This window comes from Streptomyces sp. NPDC000941 (assembly GCF_053599555.1).
In genome coordinates this window covers 13,798-35,411 of sequence record NZ_JBSFMM010000071.1, presented here as the reverse complement: position 1 = coordinate 35,411, position 21,614 = coordinate 13,798, and the positions used below count along the sequence as shown (strand labels likewise).

The 21,614-nt window shown below is 70.9% G+C and carries 19 protein-coding genes and 1 pseudogene; 11 read left to right on the top strand and 9 right to left on the bottom strand.

Annotation, left to right across the window (positions count from 1 at the left end):
- Positions 1-2: 2 nt before the first annotated feature.
- The 3 genes from ACWDSL_RS23190 to ACWDSL_RS23180 form a co-directional block, all read right to left on the bottom strand.
- Positions 3-1,727 (bottom strand): succinic semialdehyde dehydrogenase, encoded by a 1,725-nt coding sequence (locus tag ACWDSL_RS23190; RefSeq protein WP_450488267.1) that lies wholly within the window; start codon positions 1,725-1,727, stop codon positions 3-5.
- A gap of 50 nt (positions 1,728-1,777) precedes the next feature.
- Positions 1,778-3,781: a protein kinase domain-containing protein gene (locus tag ACWDSL_RS23185; protein ID WP_450488266.1), complete on the bottom strand. Its 2,004-nt coding sequence runs from the start codon at positions 3,779-3,781 to the stop codon at positions 1,778-1,780.
- An 88-nt stretch (positions 3,782-3,869) separates the two neighbouring features.
- A complete protein-coding gene (locus tag ACWDSL_RS23180; RefSeq protein WP_450488264.1) occupies positions 3,870-5,606 on the bottom strand; it encodes a protein kinase domain-containing protein in 1,737 nt (578 codons plus the stop codon).
- A 73-nt stretch (positions 5,607-5,679) separates the two neighbouring features.
- Between ACWDSL_RS23180 and ACWDSL_RS23175 the strand changes: the two genes are divergently transcribed.
- Entirely contained in the window at positions 5,680-6,147 is a 468-nt protein-coding gene (locus ACWDSL_RS23175; protein ID WP_450488262.1) for a hypothetical protein, read from the top strand.
- A gap of 57 nt (positions 6,148-6,204) precedes the next feature.
- Here ACWDSL_RS23175 and ACWDSL_RS23170 read toward each other — a convergent pair whose 3' ends face one another.
- Both ACWDSL_RS23170 and ACWDSL_RS23165 read right to left on the bottom strand, forming a co-directional pair.
- A complete protein-coding gene (locus ACWDSL_RS23170; RefSeq protein WP_450488260.1) occupies positions 6,205-6,996 on the bottom strand; it encodes an ABC transporter permease in 792 nt (263 codons plus the stop codon).
- Positions 6,993-7,922: an ABC transporter ATP-binding protein gene (locus ACWDSL_RS23165; RefSeq protein WP_450488258.1), complete on the bottom strand. Its 930-nt coding sequence runs from the start codon at positions 7,920-7,922 to the stop codon at positions 6,993-6,995. Before ACWDSL_RS23165 ends, ACWDSL_RS23170 begins: the two co-directional genes overlap by 4 nt.
- 352 nt (positions 7,923-8,274) lie before the next feature.
- Here ACWDSL_RS23165 and ACWDSL_RS23160 point away from each other — a divergent pair.
- Positions 8,275-8,518: pseudogene (locus ACWDSL_RS23160) on the top strand (winged helix DNA-binding domain-containing protein); the annotation flags it as partial.
- A gap of 280 nt (positions 8,519-8,798) precedes the next feature.
- On the opposite strand, the gene ACWDSL_RS23155 reads toward ACWDSL_RS23160, so the two are convergent.
- Positions 8,799-9,551, bottom strand: a complete 753-nt coding sequence (locus tag ACWDSL_RS23155; RefSeq protein ID WP_450488256.1) for a helix-turn-helix domain-containing protein — start codon at positions 9,549-9,551, stop codon at positions 8,799-8,801.
- Positions 9,552-9,790: 239 nt separating this feature from the next.
- Between ACWDSL_RS23155 and ACWDSL_RS23150 the strand changes: the two genes are divergently transcribed.
- The 3 genes from ACWDSL_RS23150 to ACWDSL_RS23140 are packed head-to-tail and all read left to right on the top strand — an operon-like array spanning position 9,791 to position 12,235.
- On the top strand, positions 9,791-10,456 hold the full coding sequence (locus tag ACWDSL_RS23150; protein WP_450488293.1) for a DUF4097 family beta strand repeat-containing protein: 666 nt from the start codon (positions 9,791-9,793) through the stop codon (positions 10,454-10,456).
- 31 nt (positions 10,457-10,487) lie between these two features.
- Positions 10,488-11,447: an ATP-binding cassette domain-containing protein gene (locus tag ACWDSL_RS23145; protein WP_450488254.1), complete on the top strand. Its 960-nt coding sequence runs from the start codon at positions 10,488-10,490 to the stop codon at positions 11,445-11,447.
- Positions 11,444-12,235 (top strand): ABC transporter permease, encoded by a 792-nt coding sequence (locus tag ACWDSL_RS23140; RefSeq protein WP_450488252.1) that lies wholly within the window; start codon positions 11,444-11,446, stop codon positions 12,233-12,235. The genes ACWDSL_RS23145 and ACWDSL_RS23140 overlap by 4 nt, the downstream gene beginning before the upstream one ends.
- Before the next feature lie 72 nt (positions 12,236-12,307).
- Here ACWDSL_RS23140 and ACWDSL_RS23135 read toward each other — a convergent pair whose 3' ends face one another.
- On the bottom strand, positions 12,308-12,577 hold the full coding sequence (locus ACWDSL_RS23135) for a DUF397 domain-containing protein (RefSeq protein WP_450488250.1): 270 nt from the start codon (positions 12,575-12,577) through the stop codon (positions 12,308-12,310).
- Positions 12,574-13,386 carry a helix-turn-helix domain-containing protein gene (locus tag ACWDSL_RS23130; RefSeq protein ID WP_450488248.1) on the bottom strand — a complete coding sequence of 271 codons (813 nt, stop codon included), beginning with the start codon at positions 13,384-13,386 and terminating at the stop codon, positions 12,574-12,576. Before ACWDSL_RS23130 ends, ACWDSL_RS23135 begins: the two co-directional genes overlap by 4 nt.
- A 121-nt stretch (positions 13,387-13,507) precedes the next feature.
- Here ACWDSL_RS23130 and ACWDSL_RS23125 point away from each other — a divergent pair, with 121 nt between their 5' ends.
- Both ACWDSL_RS23125 and ACWDSL_RS23120 read left to right on the top strand, forming a co-directional pair.
- A complete protein-coding gene (locus ACWDSL_RS23125) occupies positions 13,508-13,885 on the top strand; it encodes an ATP-binding protein (protein WP_450488247.1) in 378 nt (125 codons plus the stop codon).
- Between the two features lie 158 nt (positions 13,886-14,043).
- Positions 14,044-15,447: a winged helix DNA-binding domain-containing protein gene (locus tag ACWDSL_RS23120; RefSeq protein ID WP_450488245.1), complete on the top strand. Its 1,404-nt coding sequence runs from the start codon at positions 14,044-14,046 to the stop codon at positions 15,445-15,447.
- A 16-nt stretch (positions 15,448-15,463) separates the two neighbouring features.
- Here the strand turns inward: ACWDSL_RS23120 and ACWDSL_RS23115 are convergent, their stop codons facing one another.
- Positions 15,464-16,363, bottom strand: a complete 900-nt coding sequence (locus ACWDSL_RS23115; RefSeq protein WP_450488243.1) for a LysR family transcriptional regulator — start codon at positions 16,361-16,363, stop codon at positions 15,464-15,466.
- Between the two features lie 117 nt (positions 16,364-16,480).
- Between ACWDSL_RS23115 and ACWDSL_RS23110 the strand changes: the two genes are divergently transcribed.
- The 4 genes from ACWDSL_RS23110 (at position 16,481) to ACWDSL_RS23095 (ending at position 21,557) form a co-directional block, all read left to right on the top strand.
- On the top strand, positions 16,481-17,317 hold the full coding sequence (locus ACWDSL_RS23110; RefSeq protein WP_450488241.1) for an oxidoreductase: 837 nt from the start codon (positions 16,481-16,483) through the stop codon (positions 17,315-17,317).
- 150 nt (positions 17,318-17,467) lie between these two features.
- The gene (locus tag ACWDSL_RS23105) at positions 17,468-19,696 is read left to right on the top strand and encodes an MMPL family transporter (protein WP_450488239.1); all 2,229 of its coding nucleotides are present in this window, start codon (positions 17,468-17,470) and stop codon (positions 19,694-19,696) included.
- A gap of 5 nt (positions 19,697-19,701) precedes the next feature.
- Positions 19,702-20,922 (top strand): sensor histidine kinase, encoded by a 1,221-nt coding sequence (locus ACWDSL_RS23100; protein WP_450488237.1) that lies wholly within the window; start codon positions 19,702-19,704, stop codon positions 20,920-20,922.
- Positions 20,919-21,557, top strand: coding sequence for a response regulator (locus ACWDSL_RS23095; protein ID WP_450488235.1), 639 nt, complete (start codon positions 20,919-20,921; stop codon positions 21,555-21,557). The genes ACWDSL_RS23100 and ACWDSL_RS23095 overlap by 4 nt, the downstream gene beginning before the upstream one ends.
- Positions 21,558-21,614 lie beyond the last annotated feature (57 nt).

Sequence of the window (21,614 nt, the reverse complement as noted above, 5' to 3'; positions counted from 1 at the left end):
GCTCAGCGCAGGCGCAGCGCCTTCATCGCGCGCAGGCTGCGGGTCATGAACGCCGCGTACTTCTCGTCCGTCATCCCGAAGGCGGGCCCGAGCGGCAGCAGCCGCTGGTGCGCGACCGTCTGCGCCTCGGTGAACTTGAGGATCCCCTCCGAGCCGTGGCGGCGCCCGAGGCCGGAGTCGCCCATCCCGCCCAGCGGCGCCCTGACGCTGCCGTATGCCGCGCCGTAGCCCTCGTTGACGTTGACCGTGCCGGCCTGCAGCCGGGCGGCGACCGCTCGGCCGCGCCGCCCGTCCTTCGTCCAGACGCTGGCGTTGAGGCCGTACGGGGTGGCGTTGGCGCGCTCGACCGCCTCGTCCTCGTCGGTGAAGCGGTAGATGGAGACGACCGGGCCAAACGTTTCCTCCGCGCACACCGCCATCGGCGGTTCGACGCCGTCGAGGATGGTCGGCTCGTAGAAGTACGGGCCGATGTCGGGGCGGGCGCGGCCGCCGGTGAGCACCTTCGCGCCCTTCTCCCGGGCCTCGTCGACATGGTGTACGACCGTCGCCAACTGGCGCTCGCCCGCCATCGAGCCCATCTCGGCCCCGTACGCGAGGGCCGTGCCCAGGCGCATCGCCTTCGTCCGGGCGACGAACCGCTCCAGGAAGGCGTCGGCGATCGACGTATGGACGTAAAGGCGCTCGATGGACTCGCACAGCTGCCCGGCGGAGGAGAAGCAGGCGCGCACCGAGCCCTCGGCGGCCTTGTCGAGGTCGGCGTCCCGCAGCACCAGCATGGCGTTCTTGCCGCCCAGTTCCAGGGAGCAGCCGACCAGCCGGGCCGCCGCGCGCTGGGCGACCTCGCGGCCGGTGCGGGTGGAGCCGGTGAAGGAGACGTAGTCGGCGTGCTGGACGACGGCGGGGCCGACGACCGGGCCCTCGCCGAGCACGATCTGCCATACGCCCTCGGGCAGCCCGGCCTCGATCATCAGCTCACGGGCCCACAGGGCGGTCAGCGCGGTCTCGGTGTCCGGCTTCATCACCAGGGCATTGCCCGCGGCGAAGGCGGGGAGCGAGTCGCCGACGGAGAGGGAGAGGGGGTAGTTCCAGGGGGATATCAGGCCTATGACGCCCTTGGCCTGGCGCAGTTCGGTGACCTTGGTGAGGACGGGAACGGCGCCGGTGTGGCGGCGGGCGCCCAGGTAGCCGGGGGCCTTGCGCCCGTAGTGGCGAGCGGTGAGGCAGACCTCCTGCACCTCCTCGTGGGCGTGCAGCCGGGTCTTGCCCGTCTCCACCTGGATCAGGTCGAGCACCTCGGGCTGACGGCGGACGAGCAGGTCGTGGAAGCGCAGCAGCACGGCGGCGCGCCGACGCACGGGGGTACGGGCCCAGGCCAGCTGCGCCTTGCGCGCCCGCTCGTACGCCTCGGCGACGTCGTCGGGGGTGGACTCGGGCAGTTCGGCCAGGACCTCCCCGGTGAAGGGGGTGTGGCTGGTGGTGCTGCCACTGCCCACCACGCCGCGCGCGAGCCGGGCGATCAGCTCGGGGGTGACGACATGGGCGGCGGTACGGGCGCCGGCGGGGGCGACCGGGTTGCCGTCGGCGGGGGCGGGGGCAGGTGCGGCCGCCTGTCCGGCGTCGGGTGCGACGTCCTGCGAGGCGTCAGGGACAGCCTCCTGCGGGGCGTCAGGGGCAGCCTCCTGCGGAGCGTCCTGCGTGGGCTGTGCGCTGTCCTGCGAGTCCGTCATGGGGGCGAGGGTAGGCCCGCCCCGACCGGTTTGACTACCCGACGGTAACTCTATTTCGCGGCTGTCTTGAGGTCCTGGATCTCCAGGTGCTTCACGACTTCCTGGTAGAGCTTGTCCCCGGTCTTACGGGCCTCCCCCTTGGCGGGCATGGTCACGCTCAGCCGCCACTCCGTCTTGTCGGAGTTGACATAGATGTGGGTGCGCTCGAGATAGGGGATGTAGTCGTCGCGGTTGCTGGAGTAGGGGCGGTAGGTGGTGTTCACGTCCTCCGCCGGCTGGCCCTGCTGGGCGGACTTCTCCGGCTTGCTGCGGGCGTCCGCGTAGTCGTACTGGGAATCGCTCGCGCGGTACGCGATCTGCTGCTCGACCGCGTCCTTGAGCCCGGTGACGTCCTCCTCGCCGTCCTTGACGGCCCGGAGGAAATAGATGGTGAAGACCCCACTGGGGTCCTTGAAGGTGACGGACTGGTTGTCCTCGTCGCTGTCGTTCAGCACCCGCTTGTAGTCCTCGGGTACGGCGAGCGACGCGTCGACCACCTCGCGCTCGTCCCGGACCGTCCACCCGGACGGGAGGCCGCTGCCCTCGCTCGCGAACGGCTTCATCAGCACCAGCACCAGCGCGGCGGCCACCAGCACCACCACACCGCCCAGGCCCAGCTGCGCCTTGCGGTTCTTGTGCAGGATGGGCGGTACGAAGCGGCTGCCCCCGCGCTGCGCCTCCCCGGCGCCGACCCCGGCGCCTTCCCCGCCGCCGGTCCCGATCCCGGCCCCTCCCCCGGCCTCGACCTGGCCGTACAGGCGGGTCGTCAGCACCGTCGGCACCGGCTGCGGAGGCCGCACCACCTCCTCGAGCGCCTGCCGCGCCTCGGCCGCCGACGGCCGCGCCGCCGCGTCCTTGCGCAGCAACTGCATGATCAGCGTGCCGAGCGCGCCCGAGCCGCGGGCGGGCGTCTGCGGCTCGGCGGAGAGGATGGCCTGGAGGGTCGCGGGGGCGTGCGAGCGGCGGAACGGGGACATGCCCTCGACCGCCGCGTACAGCACGACGCCCAGCGACCAGAGGTCCGATTCGGGCCCGGGCCGCTGGCCCAGCACCCGCTCGGGCGCGATGAACTCGGGGGAGCCGACGAACGCGCCGGTCTCCGTCAGCCCCTGCTCGCCCTCGACCTGCGCGATGCCGAAGTCGGTCAGCACCACCCGGTCGTTCCGGCCGAGCAGCACGTTGTCCGGTTTGACGTCGCGGTGCAGCACCCCGGCCTCGTGCGCGGCCGTCAGCGCGCCCAGCACCGCGACGCCGATACGGGCCGCCTCGCGCGGGTCCAGCGTGCCCTCGGCCAGCCGGTCGGCGAGCGAGTCGCCGCGCACCAACTCCATCACCAGCCAGGGCCGGCCGTCCTCGACGGCCACGTCGTACACGGAGACGACCGAGGGGTGGTCGATCCGGGCCGCGGCGCGCGCCTCGCGCTGCATCCGCTGGTAGACCTTCTGCCGCTCAGCGTCCGGCAGGGTCTCGGGCACCCGCGGCTCCTTGACCGCGACATCGCGGTCGACGACCTGGTCGTGCGCCTTCCAGACCGTGCCCATACCGCCGTGTCCCAGACGCGAGACGAGTCGGTAACGGCCGCCGATGACACGGCCGATGCCGGGGTCCTGGGCGGCGGGCGCGGGCGGCGACGTACGAGGGTCGGGCTGTCCGGAGGCGGGCTGCCTGGGGGCGGGCTGCTCCGAGGCGGGCTGCCCTGAGGCGGACTGCTCTGAGGCAGGCAGCCCTGAGGCGGGCTGCCCGGCGGGAGGCCGTTCAGAGGACGGCTCGGAAGACGGCTGCCCGGAGGTGGCCCGGCCGTCGAGCTGTGTCGGCTGGTACGGGCTGTGCGGCCGGTCCTGGGCGCCCTGCCGAGCGCCCTGCGCAGGCAGCCCCGGCGGCTCCTGAGCCGCGTCGCGGGGCGGCTCCTGGGACGGCACCGGCTCGGTTGGAGGCGGCGCCGGCGTGGCCGGAGCCTGCGGCGGCCGCAGCTCGTAGCTGGTGGGCTCGTTCGCCCGTCCCCCGTCGTTCGTCATGGCTCCATCATTACCTTCTCGGACACGCGGCCCGCCACCGGCCCCGGGACAGCTGTGACCGCTCGTGACAAAGCCGTTGCGGCGATGTTCAGTTCCGGTCGGCGGACCGGGAGAAAGTGTTAACAGCCGCGTCGAAATGCTGCTTTCCCTCGGATTTCTTCCCAACCGGCGCGGACACCCATATGTCGTACATCTTGCCCGCCTCGTTCCAGGTCAGGTCATAGGTCTGACGCGAGCCGCCATCGTCGGCCGAACCGTTCCAGATGAACGCCCATAGGGCGGCGGGCTGCCCCTTGCGGTCCGTCTCGATGACCTGGCCGCCGCGGTAGCCCGGGTAGTCCTCCGATCCCCTGGCGTCCGCCTCCCGGCTCAGCTGAAGCGGGCCCTTGGGGTCCTGCTCCTGGATGTGGATCCCGATCCGGAACTCCATGCCGGGCGAGTTGTAGTAGACGCGCGGGGGCTTGAAGTCGCGGGAGTACCCCTTGGGTACGGCGATCGTGAAGCCGGCCGGATCGTCCACCAGCTCATAGCCGTCCGGGACGGTGGTCTTCGAAGGCGTCGGCGACGGCTTCTTGCCGGGGTCCGTCGGGGCGGTGGCCGAGGTCTTGTCCCCGCTTCGGCCCTCGTCCGCGGAGTCGCCGTCCTTCCGGTCGAGTGCCAGCGCCGCGACCCCGGCGCCGAGGCCGGCGAGCGCGACCACCGCGACGGCCGCCATCAGCGCCGTACGACGGCGGGGGCTCCGGCCGCGCGGGACGGGCGCGACGGGGGTGGCGGGCTCCGGAGCCGCCGGGGCCGCCGCCGGGGTGGCGCCCCCGTAACCGGCACCCCCATACCCCGCGGCCCCGTCCCCGGCAGTCCCGTCCCCGGCAGTCCCGTACCCGGGCGCATGGCCGGGGGTATGGCCGGGGGTACGGCCGGTCCGCACCGGAACGGCGGGCTGCGTCGGCGTGTACTCCAGGGGGATCTCGGGGGTGTCCCCCGGCGCCAGGCACATCCGCAGCATCCGCGCCGCCGCGTCCCCGGTCAGCCGTACGTCGGGGTCGCGCTGCAACAGCCCCTCGATGACCGGCCCCAGGACCCCGGCGGCATCGGGCGCCCGTATCTCGTCGAACACGACCGCGTGCAGCACACCGCCCAACGAGTCACGGCGGAACGGGGACTCGCCGCTGACCAGCGTGCACAGCAGCACACCCAGCGACCACAGGTCCGACTCCGGACCGGTGCGGCGCCCCGACATCCGCTCCGGCGCGGTGTATTCGGGCGAGCCCACGAACGTCCCGGTCTCGGTGATCGTCGTGTCCCCCGTCACCTGCGCGATCCCGAAGTCCGTCAGCACCACCCGCCGGGTGTCCGCCTCCACCAGCACATTGGCGGGCTTGATGTCCCGGTGCAGCACCCCGCGCGCATGCGCCACCCGCAACGCGTCCACCAGCGCGACGCCGACCCGCGCGGCCTCACGCGGCCCGACCGCCCCCTCGGCGGCCAGCTGGTCGGCGAGCGAGCTGCCGTCGACCAACTCCATGACGATCCAAGGGCGTCCGTCCTCCTCCACGACATCGTGCAGGACGATCACATTCGGATGCTTGATCTGCGCCACGGTCCGGGCCTCGCGCAGCGTGCGCTCATGCTGCTGCTGGACGTCGAGGGCCGACATCCCGTCCAGCTCCTCGTCGAAGTGCAGTTCCTTGACCGCCACGTCCCGGCCCAGCAACGTGTCGACGGCCCGCCACACCGTACCCATGCCGCCGCGCCCCAGCCGTGACACCAGCTGATAGCGCCCGGCCAGCAAGCGATCACTTCCCCCGAAGCTACCCATGCCCCTCATCTTGCCGCACTCCCCCGACGCCCTCCGCCCCCGACCCCGGCGAGGCGCGCCCGCGCTGTGGTCAACTTCCCCTATGGAGGCAGTTCTGGCGAGTTTCATAGCCGTGCTCGGCACGGTGTTGGGTTCCGGCGTCACCTACGTCTTCCAGCAGCGGACCACCGAACGCGGCGAGCACTTCGCCCGGGCGGAGAAGCTGCGGCAGGAGCGCATCGACGCGTACTGCGCATACGCGGGGGCGCTGCTCAACTACCGCCGGGTGCTGGTCCAGCGGTGGTTCGTCACCCACGAGAACCGCCCCGACGAGGACACCCCGGAGCTGCAGGAGCACGTCTACGAATTGCGGTACGCGGCACAGGAAGCGATGTTCCGCGTGCAGATGATCTCGGACGACCCCGCGCTCGTGGAACTCTCCGAGCGAATCATGGAGCACGTCACCGAGCTGCACCGGGCCGAGGACCGCGACCGGCTGGACGACATCCGCGAGCGGTCCCGGCAGGGCGTCCGCGACTTCATCGCCGCCGCGACGCCGCACGTTCGCTGACTCGGCTCGGCGCCTCCGCGTGGATCGCGATGGCCGGCACCGCGCTCCGTGGCGGGCTCAGGCCGTGACATCGCGGCGCGCGAAGACGGTGCCGGCGACCGCTGCGGCGACGACGACGTAGGCGGCTACGGTGAGCAGCGCTCGGGTCATACTCACCTCCGACGTCCCGCCCTGCCCCAACGTCTCGAGGAGGAGTCCGGGGAAGAACCGCCGACCCGGGTCCCACGCGTCCCCGATGAGGTGTTCGGCGGGCCCGGCCCACGCGATGCCGACGGCGAGGGCCAGGGGAACGGAGCGCAGCAGCACCGCGATCAGCATGGCGAGCACGGCATAGCCGGTGACCCACGCCAGTACGGACGCGTAGTCGGTGACGGCCGCGCCGAGGGCGTCGGCGCCGGTCCACGCGTCGGTCGAGACGTCGTAGCCGGACGCCACCAACCGGGCGGCAAGCCACGTGGCGACCTCGCCGCACGCGAGGGCCGCGGCCGCGAAGGCCAGCAGCGCCCCCAGCCTGCCGATCAACAGGCTCGTCCGCTTGGGCTGCCGGAAGAGCATCGTGCGGTAGGTACCGCGGGAGAACTCCAGGCTGAACAGGCCGACGAACAAAGCGAACACGAGGGTGCCGGAGAAGGCCGCGACGGCGCGGAACACCTCGGTGCCGCCACCGGCCCCGGCGAGGGTCTCCAGCGTCGGCGTCATGCTGTTCGAGGACATCTCCGATGCGGGCTTGGCGCCGCCCAGCTCGATCGCCGCGCCGCCGACAGAGCTCGCAAGAACCACGACGATCGTGGTGATGAGCACCCTGCGGCGGATCAGCCTGGCCAGTTCGGCACGGAATGAGCGGATCACGCGACGTCTCCCTCAATGAGTCGGAGATAGGTGGATTCCAGGGTGGGCCGGTGGACCGTGAGCTCGGCCAGCACGATGCCCGTCGCGAAGGCGGCGCGGTTGAGAGACGCGGCCATCTGCCGCGGGTCGCGGTGGTCGATCGACACCATGAGCCGGCTCCCGTCACTCTTGGGCTCCAGCCCTTCGGCGGCGACGATGTCGGCGAGGATCTGGAGATCCGCGCCGTCCGCGGGGGCCAGGAGGATGTCGTTGCCGGTCCGGCCGGCGAACTCCCGTGCTGAGCCGGCGTAGACGAGCGTTCCCTGCTCGATGATGAGGAGCCAGTCGCAGACCTGCTCCAGCTCGTTGAGGATGTGAGAGGACACCAGCACGGTGCGGCCCTCGGCCGCGATCCGCGCGATGAGGTCGCGCATGTCGATCATGCCGGCCGGGTCGAGGCCATTGGTCGGCTCGTCGAGGATCAGTAGCTCGGGGTCGCCGAGCAGGGCGGCGGCGATGCCGAGCCGCTGCTTCATGCCGAGGGAGTACCTGCCGTAGCGGTCGTGCGCCCGATCGGCGAGGCCGACGAGTTCGACGACCTCGGGGATGCGGCGCTCGTCGTGCCCGCCGAGCCGGGCGAGCACCCGCAGGTTCTCCACGCCGGTCAGCGCGGGCCACATGGCCGGTCCTTCGAGCAGGGCGCCGACGCGGCCCAGGTAGCGCTCGGGGTGGTGGATCGACTGTCCGAGGACGGTGGCGTTCCCGGAGGTCGGGCGCACGAGGCCGAGAAGCATCGCCATGGTGGTCGTTTTGCCGGCGCCGTTCGGGCCGATGAATCCGGCGACCACGCCACGCGGGACCTCGACCGTGAGGTCGCCGACCGCGACCCGGTCTCCATATCGCTTGGTGAGTTGGTGAATCGTCACCACGGGGGCCTGCTGTGTCATGGCCCCAGCGTGCAGATGGATGCGGGCACGCGTCGTCCTGCCGGGAGAGACTCCTGTGGTACGCCGACGGGCGTACCGGCCCGGACTGCGGGGCGAACACCGCAGGTTGGCGCGGGTCGCCCAGGTCATCCGGGTCACGTCCGGCCCGAGATCCACGCGGATTCCGGCGCCCCCGCGGGCCCGCCGCAACGGGGGTCCGCGCACGTCACGGCGTGGGCGGCGAGCATGTCCGCCCAGGAAAGCAGCGCCGGATACGCCGCAGGGCGTAGGCCTTGGCGCCGCCCTGTGGGCGGCGCCGCACCGCGTGCGTACCTGCCAGGAGGTGACAGGTATGGCCCCTACGGTCAGCCCCATGAGCGACCACCTCCCCCGTATCACCCCCGCCCAGCGCCGCGCCCGCCTCGGACGGCGGCATCTGCTGGCCCCGTCCGCCCGGGCGGCACGCGTCGAGGCCGTGGCGGACACGGTCGTCGGGCTGCATGCGATCGATCCGGCCACCGTGTATCTGTCCGCGTGCGCGCGGCTGCGGGAGCCGGCGGCCGGGGAGGTGGACCGGGCGCTGTACGAGGATGTCTCGCTGGTCAAGCTGGAGGCGGCGCGGCTGAGCGGATGGCTGGGGGAGGCCCGGGTCACGCCCCGGTTCCGTACGCCGCAAGAGCGCGAGTTGGCCTCTTGACGTCCTCATCCACGTGATCGTGGGTGATTCCCGCCTGCCCCGCTGCCGTTGCCGGGCACTACTGGCACGTGCAACGCCTGTGGTCCGCCCCTACTCCGCCGACTCGGTGGGCGGCGCTCCGCCGTCGATCGTCAAGCGGTACACGGAGCAGCAGTAGCGGCACACCCCCACTCAGCTCGCCGAACAAGACCGGCCGTCCATCAGCGATCCGAACGTGGCTCGGCGGTGTCGCCTGAGGTCGTTTCGGCTTTGGTGTAGAGAACCTCGCGGGCCTGCTCCGCGGCGCGGATGAGGCCTTCGGAGACGAAGTCGAGGAAGCGGGCGGCGCTCTCGAGGCGGGCGGCGGCCGGGGTGCCGGCGCCGAGGACGCTGGCGCCCTGCCGCGCGACCTCGACGAACCGGTCGTTGTCCCGGACGCTGCGGATCATCGACTGGTACCAGAGGTCGTTGTCGACGATGTAGCGCTCACGGCGGCGCTCATCACGTTCCCGGCGGACGAGCTCCAGGCCCTCGAGAAACGCGATCGCCTTGGAGATGGACGGCGGGCTGACCTGGAGGCGCTGGGCGAGTTCGGACGCGGTGAGACTGCCCGCATCGGTGGTGTAGAGGACGGCCATCACCCGGGCCATCATCTTGGGCAGGCCCGATTGCATGAGGACGGTGGTGAGCAACTCCTCGTACTCGCGCACGGCCTCGGCGTCGCGGCCATGTGGCTGAGGGACCGACTCCGCCCCTCGGGAGGATGCGGGCCTGCGCCGGTGAGCGCGGCGTTCGGTGGCGCGGTGAGCCAGGTCGGCGCGGTAGGCGGTGGGGCCGCCATTGCGCATCACCTCACGCGTGACCGTCGACGTCGGACGTTCGAGGCGTCGGGCGATCTCGGCATAGGGGAGGCTGTCGGCCAGCCCCAGCGCGATCTGCTGGCGTTCCTGCTGGGTGAGTCTGCCTCCTGGCATCGCGATCTCCTTGGTGATCCTTCGCGGTGGTCCTTGGTCCCCCCACCGTAGCGTTCCCTTCTTACTCATTGCAATGATCGAGGCAGTCGTCGTTGCGTTATCTTCGAGGTCGTTGCAACAGTTTCACTGCTTCTACCTGCAGTAATATCAATCTTGCGCAACAAGTACGTTGCCAGCACCTGGAAAGCAACGTAGCGTTTCTGGTGTCGGAAACAACGAACGAGAAGCAGGAGAGCATGATGCAGAAGTTCGACACCCCCGCCCCGGTCTCCGCCGTCCTGGACATCCCCGCCGGACGCATCCAGTTCATCGCCGCCGACCGCGCCGACACCACCGTCGAGGTCCTGCCCGCCAACCCCGCCAAGAGCCGCGACGTCCAGACCGCCGAGCAGACCACCGTCACCTACGCCGACGGCGTCCTGCGGATCCACACCCCTGAGCCCACGAACCAGCTCTTCGCCTCCTCCGGATCCCTGGAGGTCACCGTCAAGTTGCCCGCCGGTTCCCGTGTCGAGGCCAAGACCGCCAGCTCCGAGCTCCGCGGCGTCGGCCGCCTCGGCGACATCGCCTTCGAAGGCGCGTACCGCCAGATCAAAATCGACGAGGCCGCGAGCGTCCGCCTCACCGCGATCGACGGCGATGTCGAGATCGGCCGGCTGGGCGGCCCCGCGGAGATCAGCACCAATAGGGGCGACATCCAGATCACCGAGGCCGTGCGCGGCACGGTCGTGCTCCGCACCCAGTCCGGCGACATCACGGTCGGCGCCGCCACCGGCGTCTCGGCCGCCCTGGACGCCGACACCGCCTACGGCCGCATCAGCAACGCCCTCAAGAACGATGGCACCACCGAACTCGACATCCGCGCCACCACCTCCCACGGCGACATCACCGCCCGCAGCCTGTAAACCCGCAGCCCGCCAAAAGGAGCATTCCCTCATGACCGACTTGGCCATCGCGGCGAACGGGCTGCGCAAGTCCTACGGCGACAAGACCGTCCTCGACGGCGTCGACCTGGCCGTCCCGGCCGGCTCGGTGTTCGCGCTGCTCGGCCCGAACGGCGCCGGCAAGACCACCGCCGTGAAGATCCTGTCCACCCTCATCTCCCCCGACCCCGCCAGTGGCCAGATCCGCGTCGGCGGCCACGACCTCGCCGCCGACCCGCAGGCCGTGCGTGCCGCGATCGGGGTCACCGGGCAGTTCTCCGCCGTCGACGGCCTGATCACCGGCGAGGAGAACATGCTCCTCATGGCCGACCTGCACCACCTCTCCAAACGCGAAGGACGACGCGTCACGGCCGAGTTGCTGGAGCGCTTCGACCTCACCGACGCCGCGAAGAAGCCCGCCTCCACCTACTCCGGCGGCATGAAACGCCGCCTCGACATCGCCATGACCCTGGTCGGCAACCCGCGCATCATCTTCCTCGACGAACCCACCACCGGCCTCGACCCACGCTCACGACACAACATGTGGCAGATCATCCGCGAACTCGTCACCGACGGCGTCACCGTCTTCCTCACCACCCAATACCTCGACGAAGCCGACGAACTCGCCGACCGCATCGCGGTACTGAACGACGGCAAGATCGCCGCCGAGGGCACCGCCGACGAGCTGAAGCGGCTGATCCCCGGTGGGCACATACGACTCCGCTTCACCGACCCGGCCGCCTATCGGAACGCCGCCACCACACTGCGCGAGGCCACCCGCGACGACGAAGCCCTGTCCCTGCAGCTCCCCAGCGACGGCAGCCAACGCGAACTGCGCTCCATCCTCGACTGGCTCGACACCGCCGGCATCGAAGCAGACGAACTCACCGTCCACACCCCCGACCTCGACGACGTCTTCTTCGCCCTCACCAGCACCAACCAGCCCACTCAGCCCAAGGAGACTGTCCGATGAGCTCGCTGTCCCTCGCCGTACGCGACTCCGCCACGATGCTGCGCCGCAACCTCCTGCACGCCCGGCGCTACCCGTCGCTGACCCTGAACCTGCTGCTGACGCCGATCATGCTGCTGTTGCTGTTCGTCTACATCTTCGGCGACACCATGAGCGCGGGCATCGGCGGCGGAGGCGCCAGCCGCACCGACTACATCAGATACCTCGTCCCGGGACTGCTACTGATGACCATCGGCAGCACCACCATCGGCACCGCGGTGTCCGTCTCCAACGACATGACCGAAGGCATCATCGCCCGCTTCCGCACCATGGCCATCCACCGCGGCTCCGTGCTCATCGGACACGTCATAGGCAGTGTGCTGCAGGCGGTCATCAGCGTCGTCCTCGTCGGCGCCGTCGGCGTGGCCATCGGCTTCCGCTCCACGGATGCCACGGCCCTGGAGTGGCTGGCGGCGTTCGGACTGCTCGCGCTGTTCGCCCTGGCACTGACCTGGATCGCGGTCGGGATGGGCATGGTCAGCCCCAGCGCCGAGGCCGCCAGCAACAACGCCATGCCGCTGATCTTCCTGCCGCTGATCTCCAGCACCTTCGTCCCGGTCGACGCCATGCCGGGCTGGTTCCAGCCCATCGCCGAATACCAGCCCTTCACCCCGACCATCGAGACCATCCGCGGACTACTCCTCGGCACCGACATCGGCAACAACTGGTGGATCAGCATCGCCTGGTGCCTCGGCCTGGCGGCGCTCGGCTACCGCTGGTCGAAGGCGGTGTTCAACCGCGACCCGAAGTAAGCGACATGGGCACGCGGGCTTCCACCCGCAGCGCGTCCCACCCGAGGGCGGCGTACACCGACACCATGTCGGTTACGCCGCCCCGTTCGTGTGCAAGGTCGCGGTGGCGTAGGAAAGGAAGTCGTCCCAGGCGGTGGGGGTGAAGTGGAGGCGGGGACCATCGGGGTTCTTGGAGTCGCGGACGGCTATGCCCTGGCTGATCTCGGCGCACTCGACGCAATCACCACCTTGGGCACTGCTGTAGCTGGACTTCGTCCAGGTGGCGTCGCCGAGGGGGGCGCACTCGACGCACTCGCCACCCTGGCTGCTGCTGTAGCTGGACTTGCGCCACGTGCTGGTCATAGTTCCTCCATGAGTGAGACGATCAGCTCGCATGAGTCCTCGGGCGAGAGCGCGGCGGCTCGCAGGAGATCGTAACGAAATCCTGCCTGCACGAACTCGTCTGGGTCAGCCAATACTTGGGCCGTTCCCACGCCTTCGCTGTACACCAGGTTCGCACCCTCGTCCATGGTGAGAAGATTGAACGAGCCGTCCAGCGAGGTTGGGATGACCGCACTGAACGGGAGGATCTGGATCACCATTTTCGGGTCGTACCGGTAGTCCAACAAGCGCTGAAGTTGAGCCCGCATCACCCCGTTGCTCACCGGCGGACGGCGACGCAGTACCGCCTCATCCAGCACCACCCAGATCGCGGGCGCGTCAGGCCCTTCAAGGATGCGCTGACGATTCATGCGGCCCGCAACTACGGCGTCCAAGTCTTGGTGACGGCCCGGCCGTAGCGCTCCGCGAGCGTAATCTTCAGTCAGCAACAGGCCGTACAACACCTGCGCCTGGTACGTGCGGATCGTCGTGGCCCCCGCCTCGAAGTCCACGTAGTGGCGGAACGAATGCGGCAGCACGAACCGGCTGACCAGCGGCCACATCCGCGTAAAGAACCCACCCGTCCCGAACACTTCGTCACAGCGCTGGGCGAACTCCAGCGTCGGATACCGCTTCGCCGCCTCGATGTACCCGACGAGCGCCCCGGAGCAGTACAGCACCTTGCCCAGCTCCGTCTGCGACATGCCCGCCTTCTCGCGCTCCAGCCGCACCTCCGAGCCGAAGAAGGCCAGCGGGGACCGGGACGGGTCGAGGTCGTTGGGATTTGGCACGGCTACCCCCCTCACACAACAGTCACTGCGGTCAGCGACCAAGTCATTGCCGAGCGTAATCGAACCCACCGACATTGGACTCGTGAATGACGCAAATGACCCTGGACTTCACATCAGCCGCATGCCCCTCCCCCACGCGCCCAAGGCAGCGGGCAACGCCCGGCGCCATGTCCGCGACGTCCTGGACGCGTGGTGCGTGGACGGCGAGTTGACCGAGTACATCGAGGTGGTGGCCAGCGAGCTCGTCAGCAACGCGGTGCGGCACGCCGGGCATGCCGATGGCGTGATCGCGCTGACGATGCTGCGCAGCGCGAAGCGACTACGGCTGGAAGTGGACGACCCGGACCGTCGGCCGCCGGTCTGGCCCGTCGGGCCCGTGCCCGACAGCCAGGAGCGGGGGCGGGGACTGGTGATCGTGGCGGCGCTCAGCAAGGACTGGGGGCATCACGCCCGGCCGCTGCGCGGAAAGGTGGTGTGGGCCGACTTCGCCGTGCCGTAAGGCTCGCTCGGACCCTGACCCCACCCCCTCTAAAAAATTCGCTTGCTCTATTACTTGCTCTGCATCAAGCAGTTTTTTTAGAGGGGGTGTGGGGGGAGGGGCTATGAAGGGGCCGTACCTGCCAGGAGGTGACAGGTATGCCCCCTACGGTCAGCCCCATGAGCGACCACCTCCCCCGTATCACCCCCGCCCAGCGCCGCGCCCGCCTCGGACGGCGGCATCTGCTGGCCCCGTCCGCCCGGGCGGCACGCGTCGAGGCCGTGGCGGACGCGGTCGTCGGGCTGCATGCGACCGATCCGGCCACCGTGTATCTGTCCGCGTGCGCGCGGCTGCGGGAGCCGGGGGCCGGGGAGGTGGAGCGGGCTCTGTACGAGGACGTCTCGCTGGTCAAGCTGTTGAGCATGCGGCGCACGATCTTCGCCGTCACGACCGAACTCGCGCCGGTCGTCGGCTCGTCCACCGCGCGGGCCATCGCGGTACGGGAGCGGGCCACGCTGCTGAAGCATCTGCGGGAGCGCGCCGAGGAGCACTGGGACGAGGCGCGGCTGGCCGAGGTGGAGCAGGCCGTACTGGCGGCGGTGGCCGAACGGGGCGAGGCGACGACCGCCGAGGTGGCCGAGGACGTGCCCGCGCTGCGGGAGCGGATCGTGATGGCGCCCGGCAAGCCGTACGCAGCCCGGCAGACCGTCGGCAGCCGGCTGCTGCGCCTGCTCGCCTCCGACGGCCATCTGCGCCGCTGCCGCCCGCGCGGCTCCTGGACCAGCAGCCTGTACCCCTGGGCCCTCGTCCCGCCGCTCCCCGACCTGCCCGTCCGTGAGGCGAAGGCCGACCTGGCCCGCCGCTGGCTGGCCGCGTACGGTCCGGCGACCGAGGCCGATCTGAAGTGGTGGACGGGGTGGACGGTGACCGACACCCGGCGGGCGCTGGCCGACATCGGCGCGCAGGGCGTGGCCCTGGCGGAGGGGTTGGGGTACGTGGTGCCAGGGGATGTGCCCGGGGACGCCGAGCCGTTGGCGGACGGCGGACCGTTGGCGGACGGCGGACCGTTGGCGGACGGCGGACCGTTGACGGACGGCGGACCGTTGGCGGGCGGGGAGCCCGTGGCGGACGGCGAGCCATTGGCGGGCGGGGAGCCGGCAGCGGGCAGGGAGCCCGTGGTGGACGGCGAGCCGTTGACGGACGGCGGACCGTTGGCGGGCAGGGGGCCCGTGGCGGGCCGGTCGCCACTGGTCGACGACGAGCCGTGGGCCGCGCTGCTGCCCGGACTCGACCCGACCGCCATGGGCTGGCAGGCCCGCGACTGGTACCTCGACCCGGACCACATGAAGCCGCTCTTCGACGGCAGCGGCAACATCGGCCCCACCGTGTGGTGGAACGGCCGCATCGTCGGCGGCTGGGCCCAGCGCGCGAACGGCGAGGTGGTCTGGCGCGCGCTCACCGACGTGGGCCGGGAGGCGACGGCCGCCGTGGCGGCGGAGGCGGCGCGGCTGAGCGGATGGCTGGGGGAGGTCCGGGTCACCCCCCGGTTCCGTACGCCGCTGGAGCGCGATTTGGCCTCGTAGCCGCGTGCGCCCCGCCTCAGTCGTTTGCCCCGGTCGCCAGTTCACCCGCGCGCACATACTCCCGCACCAGCGGGCGGCGGTCGTCGGCGCGCCAGGCCAGGGCGAAGCGGCTGGGCGAGATGCCCCGCACCACACGGGTGACGACTCCGCCGAGGGTGATCAGCGGGGTGTTCCCGGCCGCCAGCAGGACCACTCCGAGACCCGCGACAAGTGCCTCGTACGTCTCCTCAGTGCTTGCCACCTCCGCGCCGATGCGGGCCGGCTTCCCGCCGCGGGCGTCGGTGGCGAGCCAGTAGTCCCGTAGCGGCCCGGCGCTGTCGGGCAGGGCGAGGAACGGTTCGTCCAGCAGGTCGGTGAAGTCGATGATCTCCCTGTCGGCGAGCGGATGAGTATCGGCCATGGCGACCAGCCGGGGTTCCTCGGCGACCACCACCCACCGGTAGCGGGACGGATCGGGCAGCGGCAGCCAGACGAACGCCGCGTCGCATGTGCCGTCGGCGAGCCCGGCGGTCGAGTCCTGCCAGGGCACCTGGCGAAGTACGAGGCGGGCATCGGGGCGCGCGGCCGTGAAGCGGGAGCGGATCGCCGGCAGCACGCCCCCGCGCCCCGGGCTGGTGCTCATCCCCACGACGAGGACAGCTGCCTGGTCGGCCATGACCCGGGCGACTGCCTCCTGGGCCGCCTCCCACTCGGCGAGAATGCGCTGAGCATGCGGCAGCAGCGCCGCACCGACCGCGCTCAGCCGCACTTCGCGCCGGTCGCGCTCGAACAACGCGGCCCCCACCTGCTTCTCCAGCATCCTGATCTGCTTGCTCAGCGCGGGCTGCGAGACGTACAGCCGCTCGGCCGCGCGCGTGAAGTGCAACTCCTCGGCCACTGCGGCGAAGTACCTCAGGTCCCGTCCGTGAACGTCCATAACGATCGGCTATCACAGCAGGTCTTGGACGTGCAAACGGTGTGCCCCGCAAGGTGGTGCACACACGGACCGCCAAGAACAACGGATCACCGGCACCACCGACACGAGGAGAAGAACATGAACAGGGTATGGCTGGTCACCGGGGCAACCAGCGGGTTCGGCCGGGCGATCACCGAAGCGGCGGTGGCCGCGGGCGACATCGTGGTCGCCGCCGCCCGCCGTACCGCGCTGCTCGACGATCTGGTCGCCGCGCACCCGGACCAGGTCGAGGCCCTGCCGCTGGACGTCACCGACATCGCGGGCGTCCAAGCCGCGGTCGACGGCGTGGCAGCCCGGCACGGCCGGATCGACATCCTGGTCAACAACGCCGGGCGGGGCATGGTGGGGGCGGTCGAGGAGACCACCGACGCGGAGCTGCGGGACCTGATGGACCTCCACTTCTTCGGCCCGGCCGCGCTCACCCGGGCCGCGCTGCCGCATATGCGCCGCCGGGGTTCGGGCGCCGTCGTGCAGCTGACCAGCATGGGTGGGCGGTTCGCCTTCGCCGGAGTCGGCGCCTACTGCGCCACCAAGTTCGCCCTGGAGGGGCTTTCCGAGGCCTTGGCCGCCGAGGTCGCCCCGCACGGCATCCGGGTGCTGATCGTCGAGCCCGGCGCGTTCCGTACGGACTTCGCCGACGCCGCGGCACTGCGGCCCTCCACCGCTGCCCTGGACGCCTACCAGGACACCGTGGGCCCCGTCCTTTCCGGGCTGCCGGGCGGAAGCGGCCAGGAACCCGGGGACCCGGCCAAGGCCGCGGCCGCCATCCTCGCCGCGCTGGACGCCGACGAACCACCACTGCGTCTGCCGCTCGGCAACGACGCCGCCGACGCGATCGGCGACCACCTCGACCGTGCCCGCACCGAACTCCGCTCCTGGGAAAAGCTCATCCGCTCCACCGATTTCGACGACTGACACCTTGACACTGCCACGGGACGGACACTGGGGCAGGCAGGCGTGAGGTGCGGGGGATAACCCCCTCCCCCCGGTCCACCGATCGGTGGACGGCAGGTTCAACCTGACGCCTCTGTCCGCCAAACCCCCTGCTCAACCAGGCTTTCGGGTATGAATTCACTTACTGTGCGGGTGGCTCGCTGGAGCGCGCTCCACCCCTGGCGGGCGGTTGTCGGATGGCTTGTGTTCGTGGCGCTGTGCCTGGTCGTCGGCGGGGCCGTCGGCATCAACAGCGCCAAGACGGCGGACTACCGCGTCGGTGAGGCGGGCCGGGCCGAGGCCATGGCGGCCGAGGGGCATCTGGAGCGCCGGTCCACTGAGCAGGTGCTGATCTCCGCCCGCCCCGGCGGCACCCTCGACGGTCAGGCCGGCAAGCGGGCCGCCGAAGCGGCCGCGCGGGACCTCACGGCGCGGATGAAGCAACTGCCCGAGGTCGCGAGCGTGGCCGCGCCGCTGTGGTCCGGCGACGGCCGGATCCTCATGGTCGAGGTGGCCATCAAGGGCGAGGAACTGGACGCGGACACCAAGGTCGGCGCGCTGGTCGCGCAGACGGCCGCCGTCCAGAAGTCCCACACCCGGCTGCTGCTCGAGGAGACCGGAAGTCCCTCCACCAGCAAGGGGGTCGATCAGCAGCGCGACGACGACCTGGCGCTGTCCGAGGCGATCACGCTTCCAATCACGCTGATCACGCTGCTGATCGTCTTCGGCTCGGTCGTCATGGCCTTGGTGCCGCTGTTGCTCGCCCTGTCGTCGATCGCGGCGGCGATCGGCCTGTCGATGGTGGCCTCGCACCTGTCCCCCGACGTCGGGGTCGGTACGAACGTCATCCTGCTGATCGGCCTCGCGGTCGGCGTCGACTACACGCTCTTCTACCTCAAGCGGGAGCGCGAGGAGCGGGCCCGCAGTGGCGGTCGGCTGAGCGCCGAGGCGCTGGTGGAGTTGGCGGCGGCCACCTCGGGCCGTGCGGTGGTGGTGTCGGGTCTTGCGGTCGTCTCCTCCACCGCGACGCTGTATCTGGCCTCCGACGTGATCTTCTCCTCGCTCGCCACCGGCACCATCGTGGTCGTCCTGGTCGCCGTGGCCAGCTCCCTTACGGCGCTGCCCGCACTGCTGGTCGTACTCGGCAAGCGGGCGGAACGCAGGGCGCGGCGCCGGGCGGAGCGCGGTAAGCCGGCCCGGCGGGCGCGCGGCGAGGGCGGCGGCCGGATCTGGGCGGCGCTGCTGCGGCCCGCCGCCCGGCATCCCCTCGCCACGCTGTGCGTCTCGGTTCTCGCGCTGCTCGCCCTCGTCCTTCCGCTGACGGGGCTGAAGATCACGGAGATGAGCCGGGACACCCACTCCCGCGAGATCCCCGCGATGCGGGTGTACGACCGTCTCAACGAGGCGTTTCCCGAGCATCGGGTCACGCACGACGTCGTCGTACGCGCCGACGCCTCGCGCACCCGCGAGGTCACCGGGGCGCTGCGTGCCCTCGCCGAGCGGGCCGGCCGGGATCCGCTGTTCGCCGACGGCTCGCGGATCGAGACGTCGGCCGACCACCGGATCAGCGTTCTGCGGCTGAAGGTGCCGTATCTCGGCAACTCCCGTCAGGCCAAGACATCCCTGGACCATCTGCGCCACGACTATCTGCCCGCCACCGTCGGCAGGATCGCGGGCGCGGAGTACGGGGTCAGCGGTGATGTCGCCCGCTACGCCGACTATCCCGCACACCAGAACTCCAAACTGCCCCTGGTGATCGGGGCGTTGCTGCTGGTGACGTTCGCGATGACCGTGTACGCCTTCCGTTCCGTGGTGCTCGGCCTGATCGGCGTCGTACTGAACCTGCTGTCGGCCGCGGCCGCGCTCGGGCTGCTCGTCCTCGTCTTCCAGAACACCTGGGCCGAGGGGCTGCTGGACTTCCACTCCACCGGCTCGATCGGATCGCGCGTCCCGCTCTTCCTCTTCGTGATCCTCTTCGGGCTCTCCATGGACTACCAGGTGTTCGTGGTCAGCCGGATCAGGGAGGCCGTGCTCGCCGGCGTCCCCACCCGGCAGGCGGTGCTGGACGGGCTCCGTACCTCGGCGAGCGTGGTCACCAGCGCCGCGGTCGTGATGACGACCGTGTTCGTGAGCTTCGTCTTCCTGCACATCATCGAGATGAAGCAGATCGGCTTCGTGCTGGCGGCGGCCGTGCTGCTGGACGCCTTCGTCGTACGGATCATGGTTCTGCCCTCGGCCCTGCTGCTGCTCGGCGAGGCGACCTGGTGGCCGTCGCGGCCGGGGCCGTCACGGACGAAGGGGCAGGCCACGGCAGTGCCGGGGCCCGCGGGCCATGAGCAGCCGGTAGTCGACGTACGTTGATCGGTATGACTGCTCTCGCCGGACCCTCCGCCGACGCCTTCTGGGCCGCGTCGCTGCGCCGCTGGAACGCGGTGTGCTGGGTCCTGTTCGCGGCGATGGCCGTCGGGCTCGCCGCGATGGACCGGCCCGGCGGGAGCAGATACGGGGCGCTGGCGCTGCTCGGCTGTGTGGTGCTGTGCTACGCGCTCCTGGACCGCTTCCCCGACAACCCCGTCGTACGGCCGCATGTCTATCTGTCCGTGCTGGTGCTCGCGCTCGGCGGGCTGGCGTATCTGCGCAGCAGCTATGCGGCGCTGTTCATGGTGACGCTGCCGCACTACTGGATGTTCGGGCGGACCCCCAGGGCCTCCATGGGGTTCCTGGGTCTTGCGACCGCCGCGACGCTGGTGGGGAGCTGGTCCCGGCAGGGCTGGACGCTGGAGTTCTTCAGTGAGACGGTGGTGTCCACCTTGATCGTGGTGGCCGTCGGGGTCCTGATCGGCCTGTGGGCCCACTCGGTGGTCGCCCAGAGCACCGAACGGGCCCGGCTGATCGTCGAACTGGAGCGGACCCAGGCGGAGCTGTCCGAGGCGCATCAGCGCCAGGGGGCGGCGGACGAACGGGAGCGGATGGCGCGGGACATCCACGACACCCTCGCGCAGGGATTCGCGTCGATCGTCGTGCTCGCGGAGGCGGCCCGGGCCGGGCTCGCCGCCGATCCGGCGCGCAGCGCCCAGCAGTTGCGCTCGATCGAGTCGACGGCCCGTGAGAACCTGGCCGAGGCCCGGGAGCTGGTGGGCTCGGCGCAGCGGCAGGACGGTGCGGCGGCCGGCTCCGTGGCGCGGACGCTGCGCCGTATCCTCGACCGCTTCGGGGAGGACACCGGGCTCACGGTGGCCGCCGACCTGGCGGACGTCGGCTGCGACCAGCAGACCCGGATCGCGCTGCTGCGCTGCACCCAGGAGTCCCTGGCCAATGTCCGCAAACACGCGCGGGCGTCCACGGTCGGGGTGATCCTGACCCGCCGGCCGTACGGGGTGGAGCTGGAGGTCACCGACGACGGCACCGGTTTCGTCCCGGAGGGGTCGGCGGGCTTCGGGCTCGACGGGATGCGTAAACGCCTGGCGGAACTGGGCGGCCGGCTGACGGTCACCAGCTCGGTCGGCGACGGGACCCGGATCCTGGCGGTGATTCCGCTGGAGACACATCTCGAGACACAGAGCGAAGCGCGCGAGGGGATCGGATGAGCGGCGAACGGATTCGGGTGGTCGTGGTGGACGACCACACCGTGATGCGGGCGGGTGTGGTCGCCCTGCTCGCCGGTGAGGGCGGCATCGAGATCGTCGGGGAGGCGGGGGACGGCAGGGCGGCCCTCGAACTCGTCGAGCGGTACGACCCCGATGTCGCGCTCGTCGATCTGCGGATGCCGGTGCTCGACGGTGTGGGGGCGACCGCGGAAATCGTCGCCCGGCATCCGCGCACCCGGGTGCTGATCCTGACGACGTACGACACCGACCAGGACATCGAGCGCGGCGTGGAGGCAGGCGCCATCGGCTATCTCCTCAAGGACACCACCCGCGAACAGCTCGCCGACGCGATCCGCTCGGCGGCGCGCGGTGAGACCGTCCTCGCGCCCCGGGTGGCCGAGAAGCTGATCGCGCGTATGCGCCGCCCGGTCCAGGACCCGCTGACCGCGCGCGAGACCGATGTGCTCAACGCCGTGGCGGACGGCCTGACCAACGCCGAGATCGGCAGACGCCTCGTCATCACGGAGGCCACGGTCAAGACCCATCTGCTGCGCCTTTTCGCCAAGCTCGATGTGAACGACCGGACCCGGGCGGTGGTGGTGGCGCTGGAGCGGGGGCTGCTGCGGCGGCCCTAGGGCACGTACCAGTGCCTGCCGCATCAGCCGCATCAGCCGCATCGGGCAAGGTGGTTT

What these genes read in the sequence shown, in the direction of transcription:
- ACWDSL_RS23165 (WP_450488258.1), bottom strand. Translation starts at nt 7,922, where the DNA reads ATGACACAGCAGGCCCCCGTGGTGACGATTCACCAACTCACCAAGCGA.
- ACWDSL_RS23105 (WP_450488239.1), top strand. Translation starts at nt 17,468, where the DNA reads ATGAATTCACTTACTGTGCGGGTGGCTCGCTGGAGCGCGCTCCACCCC.
- ACWDSL_RS23175 (WP_450488262.1), top strand. Translation starts at nt 5,680, where the DNA reads ATGGAGGCAGTTCTGGCGAGTTTCATAGCCGTGCTCGGCACGGTGTTG.
- ACWDSL_RS23125 (WP_450488247.1), top strand. Translation starts at nt 13,508, where the DNA reads ATGCCCCTCCCCCACGCGCCCAAGGCAGCGGGCAACGCCCGGCGCCAT.
- ACWDSL_RS23135 (WP_450488250.1), bottom strand. Translation starts at nt 12,577, where the DNA reads ATGACCAGCACGTGGCGCAAGTCCAGCTACAGCAGCAGCCAGGGTGGC.
- ACWDSL_RS23095 (WP_450488235.1), top strand. Translation starts at nt 20,919, where the DNA reads ATGAGCGGCGAACGGATTCGGGTGGTCGTGGTGGACGACCACACCGTG.
- ACWDSL_RS23190 (WP_450488267.1), bottom strand. Translation starts at nt 1,727, where the DNA reads ATGACGGACTCGCAGGACAGCGCACAGCCCACGCAGGACGCTCCGCAG.
- ACWDSL_RS23185 (WP_450488266.1), bottom strand. Translation starts at nt 3,781, where the DNA reads ATGACGAACGACGGGGGACGGGCGAACGAGCCCACCAGCTACGAGCTG.
- ACWDSL_RS23140 (WP_450488252.1), top strand. Translation starts at nt 11,444, where the DNA reads ATGAGCTCGCTGTCCCTCGCCGTACGCGACTCCGCCACGATGCTGCGC.
- ACWDSL_RS23120 (WP_450488245.1), top strand. Translation starts at nt 14,044, where the DNA reads ATGAGCGACCACCTCCCCCGTATCACCCCCGCCCAGCGCCGCGCCCGC.
- ACWDSL_RS23155 (WP_450488256.1), bottom strand. Translation starts at nt 9,551, where the DNA reads ATGCCAGGAGGCAGACTCACCCAGCAGGAACGCCAGCAGATCGCGCTG.
- ACWDSL_RS23150 (WP_450488293.1), top strand. Translation starts at nt 9,791, where the DNA reads ATGCAGAAGTTCGACACCCCCGCCCCGGTCTCCGCCGTCCTGGACATC.
- ACWDSL_RS23180 (WP_450488264.1), bottom strand. Translation starts at nt 5,606, where the DNA reads ATGAGGGGCATGGGTAGCTTCGGGGGAAGTGATCGCTTGCTGGCCGGG.
- ACWDSL_RS23110 (WP_450488241.1), top strand. Translation starts at nt 16,481, where the DNA reads ATGAACAGGGTATGGCTGGTCACCGGGGCAACCAGCGGGTTCGGCCGG.
- ACWDSL_RS23145 (WP_450488254.1), top strand. Translation starts at nt 10,488, where the DNA reads ATGACCGACTTGGCCATCGCGGCGAACGGGCTGCGCAAGTCCTACGGC.
- ACWDSL_RS23100 (WP_450488237.1), top strand. Translation starts at nt 19,702, where the DNA reads ATGACTGCTCTCGCCGGACCCTCCGCCGACGCCTTCTGGGCCGCGTCG.
- ACWDSL_RS23115 (WP_450488243.1), bottom strand. Translation starts at nt 16,363, where the DNA reads ATGGACGTTCACGGACGGGACCTGAGGTACTTCGCCGCAGTGGCCGAG.